The sequence below is a fragment of the Arthrobacter sp. Marseille-P9274 genome, from assembly GCF_946892675.1.
GTDB lineage: Bacteria > Actinomycetota > Actinomycetes > Actinomycetales > Micrococcaceae > Crystallibacter.
In genome coordinates, this window is the sequence record NZ_CAMPOV010000001.1 from 1,296,867 (window position 1) to 1,310,505 (window position 13,639).

Consider the following 13,639-nt stretch of genomic DNA (forward strand, 5'->3'; position numbering starts at 1 on the left):
CATGACACAGAGCCCCCAGACGCCCGAGACCGGCGCAGCCAGCGACACGGCGGACGCCTTCCTTGCCGGAGCGAGCCTCCGACACGCCGCCGGTCCCTACTTCGGCAAGTTCGGCGGCCGCTGGATGCCCGAATCGCTGATCGCAGCGCTGGACGAACTCGAGGACACCTTCGAGAAGGCCAAGTCGGACCCCGAATTCATCGCGCAGGTCGCCGAGCTGAACCGCAACTACTCGGGCCGTCCTTCGCTGCTGACCGAGGCCAAGCGCTTCTCCGAGCACGCCGGCGGGGCGCGGATCTTCCTCAAGCGCGAGGACCTGAACCACACCGGTTCGCACAAGATCAACAACGTGCTCGGCCAGGCCCTGCTCGCCAAGCGGATGGGCAAGACCCGCATTATCGCCGAAACCGGCGCCGGACAGCACGGCGTGGCGAGCGCGACAGCGGCGGCCCTGCTGGGGCTTGAGTGCGTCGTCTACATGGGCGCGGAGGACACCCGCCGCCAGGCGCTCAACGTCGCGCGGATGGAGCTCCTCGGGGCTACCGTCGTTCCGGTGACGGCGGGATCGCAGACGCTGAAGGACGCCATCAACGAAGCGCTCCGCGACTGGGTAACGAACGTGCAGAACACCCACTACCTGCTGGGCACCGCCGCGGGGGCCCACCCCTTCCCGGCACTCGTGCGCTACTTCCACGAAGTCATCGGCGAGGAGGCGCGTGAACAGATCCTCAGCCAGGCCGGACGGCTTCCGGACGCGGTCTGCGCCTGCATCGGCGGCGGTTCCAACGCGATCGGGATCTTCCACGGCTTCCTCGACGATCCGTCGGTGGAACTCTACGGGTTCGAGGCCGGCGGCGAGGGTGTCGAAACCGGGCGCCACGCCGCGACCATCACGCTCGGCCGGCCCGGCGTGCTCCATGGGGCACGCTCCTACCTGATGCAGGACGAAGACGGCCAGACCATCGAATCGCACTCCATTTCGGCCGGCCTGGACTACCCGGGTGTCGGTCCCGAGCACTCCTACCTGGCGGACATCGGGCGGGCCAAGTACCAGCCGATCACCGATGCCGAGGCCATGGAGGCCTTCCGCCTGCTCTGCCGGTCCGAGGGCATCATCCCGGCCATCGAGTCCTCCCACGCGCTGGCCGGTGCGCTCAAGGTGGGCAAGTTGCTCACCGAGGGCAAGGCCGGCCCGAAGGACGTCATCATTATCGTCAACCTCTCCGGGCGCGGGGACAAGGACGTCGCCACCGCAGCCGAATGGTTCGGGCTGCTGGACGAGAAGGGGCCGGAAGCAGAGATCGGCGCCGAAGGAGAACAGCTGTGAATTCGGACATACAGAGCAAATCCGCCGCCGCCATCGACAGGGCCCGGGCGGCCGGCCGCACCGCGCTGGTGGGCTACCTGCCTGCGGGCTTCCCGGATGCGCAGGCCACCATCGACGCGGCCGTCGCGCTGGCGGAGAACGGTGCGGACGTCATTGAGATCGGCGTGCCGTATTCGGATCCCGTCATGGACGGCCAGGTCATCCAGGCTGCAACCGTCCAGTCGCTGGCGAACGGCTTCCGCGTGGCGCAGATCTTCGACATTGTCGCCGCCATCACCGCCCGCTGCGATGCGGCCGTACTGGTGATGACCTACTGGAACCCGGTCATGCGGATGGGCGTGGATGAGTTCAGCCGCCGCCTGGCGGAAGCCGGGGGAGCAGGGCTCATCACCCCGGACCTGATCCCTGACGAGGCCGCCGAATGGTTCGAAGCCTCGGACAAGTACGGGCTGGACCGGGTGTTCCTGGTCGCGCCGTCGTCGTCGCCGGAACGGATGGCCATGACGGTCAAGGCCAGCCGCGGCTTCGTCTACGCCGTCTCGATTATGGGTGTCACGGGCGCGAGGGAATCGGTCAGCGATGCGGCCCACCGTGTTGTCGAGGCCGCCCATGCGGCCGGCGCGGAACGCGTCTGCGTCGGACTGGGCGTGTCGCGGGCCGAGCACGTGCGGGAGATTGCCGCGTACGCCGAGGGCGCTATCGTTGGCACCGCCCTCGTTGCGGCGCTGGGCAAGGATGGCGTGGACGGCGTCGCCAAACTGGCAGCTGAGCTGCGCAGCGGTACTCCCCAGAACTGATCCTCGCTCCTTCCGCCGATCCTAAGGACCGCCCCGGTGCAATCCATGTCTTCCGCCCTAGTGATCCCCGCGTCCATACCGAGCCCGGGCTGGTCCGGCTTCACGATCGGCCCGGTCACGGTCCACGCCTACGCGCTGTGCATCCTGGCCGGGATCGTCGCAGCCCTGTGGCTGACGAACCGGCGGTGGCAGGCCCGCGGGGGCCCCGAGGGGACGGTGTGGGACGTTGCCATCTGGGCCATTCCGTTCGGCATCATCGGCGGCCGGCTCTACCACGTCTTCTCCTCGCCGGACGCCTACTTCGGTCCGAACGGAAACCTGGCCCTGATTCCGCAGATCTGGCTGGGCGGCCTCGGGATCTGGGGGGCCGTGGCGCTGGGGCTTGTCGGCGCCTGGATCGGGTGCCGGCGGGCCGGGGTCAAGCTGACCGCCTTCATGGATGCCGCGGCGCCGGGCGTGCTGCTGGCGCAGGCGATCGGACGCTGGGGCAACTGGTTCAACCAGGAGCTCTTCGGCGCCCCGACGGACCTGCCATGGGGCCTGGAAATCGACGCGGACAACCCGAATTTTCCGACCGGGGCGGAACCGGGCACGCTGTTCCATCCGACCTTCCTGTACGAGTCTCTCTGGAACCTGGCCGGCGTGGCCCTGCTGCTGGTTCTGGACCGGAAGTTCCGGTTCCGCCGGGGCATGCTGTTCTGGCTCTACGTCGCCTACTACACGCTCGGCCGGGTCTGGATCGAGATGCTGCGGATCGACGACGCCGAGATGATCACGCTCTTTGGCCTGACCCAGCGCCTCAACGTCTGGACCTCGGTGCTGCTGCTGGTGGCCGCACTCGTAATATTTGCAGTGCTTGCCCGCAGGCCGCGTACCGCGGAGGATGAGACTGTCTACCTGCCCGGGCACGGGCCGGAGACCGACGACGGTGCCACGTTGGGCGCTGCCGAGGCCGGGAAGGCGTCCCCTGCGGCCGAGGCGAACGGCGTCGCCGCTAAGCAGACCGAAGTTAACGAGCAGGAAACGAACGCGAAAAAAGCCGGGAAGAATGTTTCCGTGCGCTCACATCGTGGTAATCTCACTGGTACTTCGACAGAGCCGGAAGGCTCACCTGCATCCGACGCCAGCGGCACGGCTGGCCCCGCAGAGGGCGAAGGGAAATAGCGCCCGGGCTACCGCCCGGACTATCTGCACCCGTGCCACCCACGCCGACGTGGATTCCGGCGGTAATCCAGTTACCCGAGCGGCCGCCGTCGGATATGGCTGACGCCCCCGGTCCTTTCCCCGGCCGGTAAAAATCGTTATGCACCAGCACTGCTGCATGGCATGGGCCAGGCCATACAATTCCAGTACTTATGTACGGCGTGGAGCGTCGCCTCGCCGTGTTGTGGGGCCAACGGAGTCCCCTTCTCGAGATCACATACAGGAGAAGGAGAAAATCAAGATGACTCCTCCGTTCAACGGATCCAGTACGCCACGCACAGTAGGCGGTCCGATCGCCGCTGCTGATGCAGTTTCGCCGTTCAAGCGATTTGCCGCCTACCCCGAAGCCGCAGGACTTTACGATCCTGCCAACGAAAAAGACGCCTGCGGCCTCGCCGTCATCGCCACCCTCCGCGGCGAACCGGGGCACGACATCGTCGATGCGGCCCTGACCGCCCTGCGGAACCTCGAACACCGCGGTGCCGTCGGCGCAGACGAGGGCACCGGAGACGGTGCCGGCCTCCTCACCCAGATTCCCGATGAATTTTTCCGCGCCGTCACCGGCTTCACGCTGCCGGCCCCCGGGGAGTACGCGGTAGGCACCGCTTTCCTGCCCAGCGACGAAGCCGAAGCCGAGGTCACCCAGGCCGGGATCGAGTCGCTGGCCGCCGATGAAGGACTGAAGATCCTTGGCTGGCGCGAAGTCCCCGTCGTGGCCGAGCTCGTCGGCGCGATGGCGCGGGCCTGCATGCCGCATTTCGTCCAGGTCTTCCTGGGCATCGATTCCGATGCCGGAGCCGACGTAGCCACTATCGACGCGCGGGTCTTCCGGCTCCGCAAGCGCGCCCAGAACAAGTTCGGCGTCTACTTCCCGTCGCTGTCGTCCAAGACGATCGTCTACAAGGGCATGCTGACCACGGCCCAGCTCGAGCCGTTCTACCCCGACCTGTCGGACACCCGCTTCAAAACCAAGCTGGGTATCGTCCACTCCCGGTTCTCCACGAACACCTTCCCGTCCTGGCCGCTGGCCCAGCCGTTCCGCACGATCGCCCACAACGGCGAGATCAACACGGTCAAGGGCAACCGCAACTGGATGCGCGCCCGCCAGTCCCAGCTGAGCAATCCCATCCTGGGGGACACCCCGGAGGAGCTGTTCCCGATCTGCACCCCGGGTGCATCCGACTCCGCATCCTTCGACGAGGTCGCCGAGCTGCTCATGCTCTCCGGCAAGCCCATCACGCAGGCGATCATGATGATGATCCCCGAGGCATGGGAGAACCACACTTCGATGGACCCGGCCCGCCGGGCCTTCTACCAGTACCACTCCGCGCTGATGGAGCCGTGGGACGGCCCCGCGGCCGTGTCCTTCACCGACGGCCAGCTCGTCGGCGCCGTCCTGGACCGCAACGGCCTCCGCCCGGCCCGGTACTGGGTCACCGAAGATGGCCTCGTCGTGCTGGCCTCCGAGGTCGGCGTGCTCAACCTCGAGCCCTCGCGCGTGGTCAAGAAGGGCCGCGTCTCGCCAGGCAAGATGTTCCTGGTCGATACCGAAGCCGGCCGGCTGATCGAGGACCAGGAGATCAAGGCCGAGATCGCCTCCGCCAACCCCTGGGGGGAGTGGCTGAAGGAAAACATGATCCGCCTCGAGGACCTGCCCGAGCGCGAGCACGTGGTGCATACCCCGGCCTCGATCAACCGCCGGCAGCGCACCTTCGGTTACACCCAGGAGGAGCTGCGCATCCTGCTCGGGCCGATGGCCCGCACCGGTGCCGAGCCGCTGGGCGCCATGGGCACGGACACCCCGATCGCGGTGCTGTCCAAGCGTCCCCGGCTGCTGTTCGACTATTTCGTGCAGTCCTTCGCGCAGGTCACGAACCCGCCGCTGGATGCAATCCGCGAAGAGCTCGTCACCTCGCTGCGCGGGTCCATTGGACCGGACGGCAACCTGCTCGCCAACGGCCAGGTCCGTGCCAAGCAGGTGGCGCTGAAGTTCCCGGTCATCAACAACGACGAATTGGCGAAGATCGCCGCGCTGGAGTCGGAGGAAGGCGTCAAGGAGACGCTGAAGGTTCGCGGGCTCTACCGGCCCGACGGCGGGGAAGCGGAGCTGCGCGCCCGGCTGCAGGAAATCTGCGAGAAGGTTTCCGCTGCCGTGAACCGCGGCGTGAAGTTCATCATTCTCTCCGACCGCGATTCGAACGCGCAGTGGGCTCCTATTCCCTCGCTGCTGCTCACCAGCGCGGTCCACCACCACCTGCTCAAGAGCGCCAACCGGACCAAGATTTCGCTGCTGGTCGAGGCCGGCGACGTCCGCGAGGTCCACCACGTGGCCGTGCTGATCGGCTACGGCGCGTCCGCCGTGAACCCGTACCTGGCGATGGAAAGCTGCGAGGACCTGGTCCGCCGCGGCGATATCCAGGGCGTGACCGAGCAGGAGGCCGTCTACAACCTGATCAAGGGCCTCGGCAAGGGTGTCCTGAAGATCATGTCCAAGATGGGCATCTCCACCGTGGCGTCGTACTGCGGCGCCCAGACCTTCGAGGCCCTCGGCCTGTCCCAGGCCCTGGTTGACCAGTACTTTGCCGGCACCCAGTCACAACTCGGCGGCGTCGGCCTCGAGGTCATCGCGGCCGAATCCGCCGCCCGGCACGCCGCGGCCTACCCGAGCGACGGCATCGAGGAACCGCACCGCGAACTCGACACCGGCGGCGAGTACCAGTGGCGCCGCGAGGGACCGCCGCACCTGTTCAACCCGGAGACCGTCTTCCGGCTGCAGCACTCCACCCGCGAACGCCGCTACGACATTTTCAAGGCCTACACCAAGGGCGTGGACGACCAGTCCCGCGACCTGATGACGCTGCGCGGCCTGCTTCGGTTCAAGACCGGCGACCGTCCGGCAGTGCCGCTCGAGGAAGTCGAGTCGGTCGCCAGCATCGTCAAGCGCTTCTCCACCGGTGCCATGAGCTACGGCTCGATCTCCCAGGAGGCGCACGAGACCCTCGCCATCGCGATGAACCGCCTCGGCGCCAAGTCCAACACGGGCGAGGGCGGCGAGGACGTCGAACGGCTGCTCGATCCCGAGCGCCGCTCGGCCATCAAGCAGGTTGCCTCCGGCCGCTTCGGCGTGACCAGCCTGTACCTGACCAACGCGGACGACATCCAGATCAAGATGGCCCAGGGTGCCAAGCCCGGCGAGGGCGGCCAGCTGATGAGCCAGAAGGTCTACCCGTGGGTGGCCCGGACCCGGCATTCGACGCCCGGCGTGGGACTGATCTCCCCGCCGCCGCACCACGACATCTACTCGATCGAAGACCTGGCCCAGCTGATCTACGACCTCAAGCGCTCGAATCCCCAGGCGCGGGTCCATGTGAAGCTGGTCTCGGAAGTCGGGATCGGCACGGTGGCGGCCGGCGTGACCAAGGCGAAGGCCGACGTCGTACTGATTTCAGGGCACGACGGCGGCACGGGCGCGAGTCCGTTGAATTCGCTTAAGCATGCCGGGGCTCCGTGGGAGCTGGGCCTGGCCGAGGCGCAGCAGACGCTGATGCTCAACGGCCTGCGCGACCGGGTTGTGGTGCAGGTGGACGGACAGCTGAAGACCGGCCGCGACGTCGTGATCGCCGCGCTGCTGGGCGGCGAGGAATTCGGCTTCGCCACGGCTCCGCTGGTGGTCTCCGGCTGCGTCATGATGCGCGTCTGCCACCTGGATACCTGCCCGGTTGGCGTTGCCACGCAGAACCCGGAGCTGCGGAAGCGGTTCACCGGCAAGCCGGAGTTTGTGGTGAACTTCTTCGAGTTCATCGCCGAAGAGGTCCGCGAGATCCTCGCCGAGCTGGGCTTCCGCAGCCTGGATGAGGCGATCGGCCACTCCGAGCTGCTCGATTCCCGCGAGGCGATCGACCACTGGAAGGCCTCCGGGCTGGACCTGGCGCCGATCCTCAACGGCTACGGCTTCGATGCACAGTCGCCGCTGCGCAACATGACCGGCCAGAACCACGAGCTGGACAAGCACTTCGACAACCGGCTCATCGCGATGAGCGCCGAGGCGCTGAGCGGCCGGGCGCCGGTGCGCATCAGCCTGGACGTGGTCAACACGGACCGCTCCGTCGGGACGATGCTGGGCCACGAGGTGACCAAGCGGTTCGGCATTGACACGCTCGCCGACGACACGATCGACGTCACCCTCAGCGGCCAGGCGGGCCAGTCGCTTGGCGCGTTCCTGCCCGCCGGCATCACCCTGCGGCTGCTGGGCGACTCGAACGACTACGTCGGCAAGGGCCTCTCCGGCGGCCGGATCATCGTCCGCCCCGACCGGTCCAACGTCTTCCAGTCCGACCGGAACGTCATTGCGGGCAACGTGATCGGCTACGGCGCCACCAGCGGCGAGATGTTCCTGCGCGGCCAGGTGGGCGAACGCTTCCTGGTCCGGAACTCCGGAGCGACCGCGGTGGTCGAGGGTATCGGCGACCACGGCTGCGAGTACATGACCGGCGGCCTGGCCCTGATCCTGGGACGCACCGGCCGGAACTTCGGCGCGGGCATGTCCGGCGGCGTCGCGTACGTGCTCGACCTGGACGAGGCCCGCGTGAACCGGCAGAGCCTGGAGAACAAGGAGCTGCTGCTGCAGGCCCTTGATTCCGAGGACCGCGACACGGTTGCCGGGCTGCTCAAACGGCACGCGGAGGAGACCGGGTCCGACCTGGCCGAGCGCCTCTTGCAGGACCTGAACGGAACCATTGCACGCATGACCAAGGTGCTGCCGCGGAACTTCGCCGCAGTGCTGGCAACCCGGGCATCCGCCGAAGCCGAGGGCCTGGACCCCGACGGCGACGTTGTCTGGCATCGAATTCTGGAGGTAACCGGTGGCTGATCCACGCGGATTCATGAAAGTACGCGAACGCGAGACGCAGCCCCGGCGTCCGGTTCCGGTCCGCATCATGGACTGGAAGGAAGTGTACGAGGCGCAGGAAAAGGGCGTCCTTAAGAGCCAGGCCGGCCGCTGCATGGACTGTGGCATCCCGTTCTGCCACCAGGGCTGCCCGCTGGGCAACCTGATTCCGGAGTGGAACGACCTGACCTGGCGCGGCAAGCCGCAGGAAGCCAGCGAGCGGCTGCACGCCACGAACAACTTCCCGGAATTCACCGGCCGGCTCTGCCCGGCGCCCTGCGAGGCGTCCTGCGTGCTGGGGATCAACCAGCCCGCGGTGACGATCAAGCAGATCGAGGTCTCCATCGCGGACGAGGCGTTCGACAGCGGCTGGATCACCCCGCTGGCACCGGAACGGCTCACGGGACAGACGATCGCCGTCGTCGGTTCCGGCCCTGCGGGCCTCGCCGCTGCCCAGCAGCTGACCCGCGCCGGCCACACGGTGGCGGTCTACGAACGGGACGACAAGGTCGGCGGACTGCTGCGCTACGGCATCCCCGACTTCAAGATGGAGAAGGAAGTCCTGGAGCGCCGCCTGGAGCAGATGCAGGCGGAAGGCACCCGGTTCCGCACTGGTATCGAGGTCGGCAAGGACGTCAGCTGGGAGCAGCTGCGCCGCCGCTACGATGCCGTGGTGATCGCGACCGGCGCCACCGTGCCGCGCGACCTGCCGCTGCCGGGCCGGGAGCTGGACGGGGTCCACTACGCCATGGAGTACCTGGTGCAGGCGAACCGCGTGGTGGCCGGCGAAAGCGTGCCGAACCAGATCGACGCCCGCGGCAAGCACGTGGTGATCCTGGGCGGCGGCGACACCGGAGCGGACTGCCTCGGCACCGCGCACCGGCAGCAGGCCGCGTCGGTGACGACACTGGCCATCGGCAAGCAGCCGCCGTCGGAGCGGGCACCGCACCAGCCGTGGCCGACCTTCCCGACACTCTTCGAGGTGGCCAGCGCCCATGAGGAGGGCGGCGAACGCACCTACCTGGCGTCGACCGTCGAATATGTCGGCGACGAGAACGGCAAGCTGCGCGCCCTCAAGGTCGCGGAGACTGAGTTCGTCGACGGCAAGCGGCTGCCGAAGGCCGGCACCGAGCGGGAGATCCCGGCGGACCTGGTGTTCCTGTCGCTGGGCTTCACCGGTCCGGAACCGGCCGGCATCGCGGAGCAGGTCAACGCCTCCTTCGACCGCCGCGGCAATGTGGAACGCGACGCCGACTACATGACAGACACGGACGGCATCTTCGTGGCGGGCGACGCCGGCCGCGGCCAGTCGCTCATCGTGTGGGCGATCGCTGAGGGCCGGGCGTGTGCTGCGGCCGTCGACAAGTGGCTGATGGGCAAGACCCGGCTGCCGTCCCCGGTGGCCCCGACCGACCGGGCGATTGTCGCCCTTCCGCAGCCCTGACGTGTCCTGCGGCTCATGTGGCCCGCAGAGCGTCCGGAGATGGCTAGGCTAAGGACTATGAGACGAGCGAAAATCGTTGCCACCTTCGGTCCAGCCATCGCCAGCTATGAGAGCACCCTTGCCGTCCTGAAGGCCGGTGTGGATGTTGCGCGCATGAATATGAGCCATGGCGACCATGACGTGCACCAGGCCACGTACGAGAACGTTCGCCGCGCGGCGGCCGAGCTGGGCAAGCCCGTGGGGATCTTCGCGGATCTCCAGGGGCCGAAGATCCGGCTCGGCCGCTTCGCCGACGGCCCGCACGAGCTGGCCGTGGGGGACAGGTTCACCATTACCACCCGGGACATCGACGGCACGGCGGAAATCTGCTCGACCACGTTCAAGGGCCTCCCGCAGGACGTGAACGTCGGCGATCCGCTGCTGATCGACGACGGCAAGGTCGCGCTGCGGGCCGTGGAGGTCGACGACGAGAACGTGGTCACCGAGGTGACCGTGGCCGGCGCGGTCTCCAACAACAAGGGCATCAACCTGCCCGGCGTCGCCGTCAACGTGCCGGCGCTGAGTGATAAGGATGAAGACGACCTGCGCTGGGCCATCCGCGCTGGCGTGGACATGGTTGCGCTGTCCTTCGTCCGCAATGCCGCCGATGTGCGGCGGGTGCACGAAATCATGGACGAAGAGGGCCGCCGGGCTCCGGTGATCGCGAAAATCGAGAAGCCGCAGGCGGTAGATGCGCTGGAGGAGATCATCGACGCGTTCGACGCGATCATGGTCGCGCGAGGCGATCTCGGCGTCGAACTTCCCTTGGAAGACGTGCCGGTGGTGCAGAAGCACGCCATCGAGTTGGCCCGCCGCTGGGCGAAGCCGGTCATCGTGGCCACCCAGGTGCTCGAATCGATGATCGACAACCCCCGGCCCACCCGTGCCGAGGCCTCGGACTGTGCCAACGCGGTGCTGGACGGGGCGGACGCGGTAATGCTTTCCGGAGAGACGAGCGTGGGTGCCTACCCGCTGGAAACCGTCAAGACCATGGCCCGGATCATCGAATCCACCGAGCAGCACGGCCTGGACCGGGTGCCGCCGCTGGGCAGCCGCCCCCGCACGCGCGGCGGAGCGATCACCCGCGCCGCCGTCGAGATTGCCAACCAGCTGGACGCGAAGTACATCTGCACCTTCACGCAGTCCGGCGATTCCGCCCGCCGGCTCTCGCGGCTTCGCCCGGGACGGCCGATCTTCGCCTTCACGCCGGACCAGGCCACGCTGAACGTCATGTCGTTGATCTGGGGCATCCAGCCGCTGCTCGTGGACTTCGTCGAACACACGGACAAGATGACGGCGCAGGTGGACCGGGTACTGTTCGAGAAGGGCCTGGTGGACATCGATGATCTGGTGGTCATCGCCGCCGGCTCGCCCCCCGGGAAGGCCGGCTCCACCAACTCGCTCAAGGTCCACCGTGTCGGCGACCTGGCCGACGCCGGCGAGCAGTTGGACAGCCAGCAGGCGTCCCGGCGCGAACGAGTCGGGCCCTGGCCGACCAGCTGATCCGGCGCAGGCCGGTTCTGGCTGACATGCCAGCCGGCTAATACGACGAAGCGGGGCCGGTCCCTTTGGACCGGCCCCGCTTTCGCTGCTACTTAGTCAACCGGCCGCTAGTTGACCTGGTTGATGATGGTGTCGGCTACCTCGCGCATGCTCAGGCGGCGGTCCATGGAGGTCTTCTGGATCCAGCGGAAAGCCTCCGGCTCCGTCAGGCCCATCTTGGTGATCAGCAGGCTCTTCGCGCGTTCCACCAGCTTGCGGGTGGCGAACTGTTCCTGCAGGTCGCTGACCTCGGACTCCAGCGCCTTGATCTCCTGGTGGCGCGAGAGCGCAATCTCGATCGCCGGAACCAGGTCGGCCGGCGTGAACGGCTTGACCACGTAGGCCATGGCGCCGGCGTCGCGCGCCCGCTCCACCAGCTCCTTCTGGCTGAAGGCCGTCAGCAGGACGACCGGAGCGATCCGGGCCTTCACGATCTGCTCGGCGGCGGTGATGCCGTCCATGACGGGCATCTTGACGTCCATCAGCACCAGGTCCGGCTTCAGCTCGGTGGCCAGCTCGACCGCCTTCTCGCCGTTGTCCGCCTCAGCGACGACGTCGTATCCCTCGCCGCGAAGGATCTCGACAATATCCAGACGGATCAGCGTTTCGTCCTCGGCGACGACGACGCGGCGTGCGGGGGTGGTCTCAGTTTGCTCGGACACAGGTGCTCCTTGACGACGTACGGGTGACCCGCTGTGGCGGTTCACGAAAACAGCCTATCGGCATGTAGAGTAGATTCGCGCACTGCGATGCATGACAGTATTCACATGCGTGAAACATCGATCCGGAGGCTTGCTTCTGCGATCATCGGCCTCAACGGCCGGGCCCGAGTGGCGGAATTGGCAGACGCACCGCACTCAAAATGCGGCGCCGAAAGGTGTGTGGGTTCGAGTCCCACCTCGGGCACAGTGTTTTCCCCAAGTCAGGGGAATTTTCCTCCTTGTGTGCGTGTACTTTGTGCGGCGTCGTTTGGAGAGTGTCCCCGGGCCCGCACGGCGCGCTGGGTCAATGGCCGGGTCCGGTGATGATCTTGTTTCGTTCGGCTGCGTGTGCGCCGCCCTTCTTCTCCAGCGTGGAGCACGCCTCTTCGATGTCTCGGGCGAGGGTGTCGACGTGTTCGCGGCTCAGGGTTTGCTTGACCAGGGCCCGCATGATCGTGACGTCGTGGGCGTTTGGCGGCATGGTGTAGGCCGGGACCATCCAGCCGCGTTCGGCCGCCAGTTGCCAGGCAATGTCGAACTCGTCGTACCCGGTGTCCTCGGCGAGCCGGAACGCGACCAGCGGGAGCTGCTCCTCGGCGGCGCCGATGATCTCGAACCGGCCCATGGCGTCCAGTTTCTCGGCGAGGACGCGGGCGTTGGCCTGCATGTTGTGCATGATGTAGGTGTATCCGGCGCGGCCGTAGCGCACGAAGTTGTAGTACTGGGCGAGAACCATCGACGAGCCGGTGGAGAAGTTCAGGGTGAAGGTCGAGTCGGTCTTGCCGAGGTAGTTCTCCTCGAAGACGAGGTCCTTGGCCAGGTCGGCCTTCTCGCGGAAGATCAGCCAACCGATGCCGGGATAGACCAGTCCGAACTTGTGCCCGGAGACATTGATTGAGCGGACCTGTTCGAGCCGGAAGTCCCACTTGGAGTCCGGGTAGAGGAAGGGCCAAACGAATCCCCCGCTGGCCCCGTCCACGTGCAGCGGCACATCAAGGCCCCGCTCATGCTTGATCCGCAGCAGCAGGTCGTTGATGCCGACGATGTCGTCCTTGTGTCCGGTGAACGTCGTACCGAGCACGGCTGCGACGCCGATGGTGTTCTCGTCGATGTGGGGGTGAACGTCGTCCGGGCCGACCGTGTACTTCCCCGGCTGCAGCGGCACGATCCGCGGCTCGACGTCGAAGTAGCGGCAGAACTTCTCCCAGACCACATGCACGTCGCCGCCAAATACCAGATTCGGAGTCGACGTCGGCGCTCCGGCGGCCTCCCGGCGCTTGCGCCAGTTCCACTTTAGGGACAGACCGCCGAGCATGATGGCCTCGGACGATCCCTGGGTTCGGGCTCCGGTCGTCTCGCCGGGCGCGTGGAAGAGGTCGGCGAGCATCCGGATGCAGCGCTGCTCGATCTCGGCCGTGCGCGGATATTCGGCGTGATCGATGAAGTTGCGGTGCAGGTTCGCGGCGATGATCTGCTGCGCCTGCGGCTCCATCCACGTCGTCACGAAGGTCGCCAGGTTCCGGGCCGGATCACCCTCCAGCGCCAGGTCCTCCGCCACCAGCCGGAAAGCGTCCAGAGCCGGAATGCCGGTATCCGGGAACTCGCGGGTCGGTACCTCTTCGGTGACGAATCGGTTGCCGAACAGCGCCGCGTCGGCGTCTGTCGGCTGGAATTTTGCTGACATCATTTCTCCTTCAT

Annotated in this window: 8 protein-coding genes and 1 tRNA gene; 7 read left to right on the plus strand and 2 right to left on the minus strand. The window is 67.1% G+C overall.

The window, feature by feature from the left end; all coding sequences use genetic code 11:
• The first annotated feature begins 1 nt into the window (after window position 1).
• The 6 genes from trpB (at window position 2) to pyk (ending at window position 11,201) form a co-directional block, all read left to right on the plus strand.
• Complete coding sequence (gene trpB / locus OC550_RS05910) at window positions 2-1,327, plus strand: tryptophan synthase subunit beta (protein ID WP_262104346.1); 1,326 nt, start codon at window positions 2-4, stop codon at window positions 1,325-1,327.
• Window positions 1,324-2,124, plus strand: coding sequence for a tryptophan synthase subunit alpha (trpA, locus tag OC550_RS05915; RefSeq protein ID WP_262104347.1), 801 nt, complete (start codon window positions 1,324-1,326; stop codon window positions 2,122-2,124). Before trpB ends, trpA begins: the two co-directional genes overlap by 4 nt.
• 36 nt (window positions 2,125-2,160) lie before the next feature.
• Window positions 2,161-3,288 (plus strand): prolipoprotein diacylglyceryl transferase, encoded by a 1,128-nt coding sequence (gene lgt, locus OC550_RS05920; protein WP_262104348.1) that lies wholly within the window; start codon window positions 2,161-2,163, stop codon window positions 3,286-3,288.
• A 280-nt stretch (window positions 3,289-3,568) separates the two neighbouring features.
• Entirely contained in the window at window positions 3,569-8,197 is a 4,629-nt protein-coding gene (gene gltB / locus OC550_RS05925; protein ID WP_262104349.1) for a glutamate synthase large subunit, read from the plus strand.
• Window positions 8,190-9,659, plus strand: coding sequence for a glutamate synthase subunit beta (locus OC550_RS05930; protein ID WP_262104350.1), 1,470 nt, complete (start codon window positions 8,190-8,192; stop codon window positions 9,657-9,659). Before gltB ends, OC550_RS05930 begins: the two co-directional genes overlap by 8 nt.
• Before the next feature lie 15 nt (window positions 9,660-9,674).
• A complete protein-coding gene (gene pyk / locus OC550_RS05935; RefSeq protein ID WP_262104351.1) occupies window positions 9,675-11,201 on the plus strand; it encodes a pyruvate kinase in 1,527 nt (508 codons plus the stop codon).
• Window positions 11,202-11,308: 107 nt separating this feature from the next.
• On the opposite strand, the gene OC550_RS05940 is transcribed toward pyk, so the two are convergent.
• Window positions 11,309-11,902, minus strand: a complete 594-nt coding sequence (locus tag OC550_RS05940; protein ID WP_262104352.1) for an ANTAR domain-containing response regulator — start codon at window positions 11,900-11,902, stop codon at window positions 11,309-11,311.
• Between the two features lie 162 nt (window positions 11,903-12,064).
• Here OC550_RS05940 and OC550_RS05945 point away from each other — a divergent pair.
• Window positions 12,065-12,146, plus strand: a tRNA-Leu gene (locus OC550_RS05945).
• Between the two features lie 99 nt (window positions 12,147-12,245).
• Here OC550_RS05945 and OC550_RS05950 read toward each other — a convergent pair.
• Entirely contained in the window at window positions 12,246-13,625 is a 1,380-nt protein-coding gene (locus OC550_RS05950) for a glutamate decarboxylase (protein WP_262104353.1), read from the minus strand.
• Window positions 13,626-13,639: the final 14 nt, after the last annotated feature.

Coding starts and splice junctions, on each gene's coding strand:
- trpB (WP_262104346.1), top strand. CDS start 2: ATGACACAGAGCCCCCAGACGCCCGAGACCGGCGCAGCCAGCGACACG.
- gltB (WP_262104349.1), top strand. CDS start 3,569: ATGACTCCTCCGTTCAACGGATCCAGTACGCCACGCACAGTAGGCGGT.
- pyk (WP_262104351.1), top strand. CDS start 9,675: ATGTGGCCCGCAGAGCGTCCGGAGATGGCTAGGCTAAGGACTATGAGA.
- OC550_RS05950 (WP_262104353.1), bottom strand. CDS start 13,625: ATGTCAGCAAAATTCCAGCCGACAGACGCCGACGCGGCGCTGTTCGGC.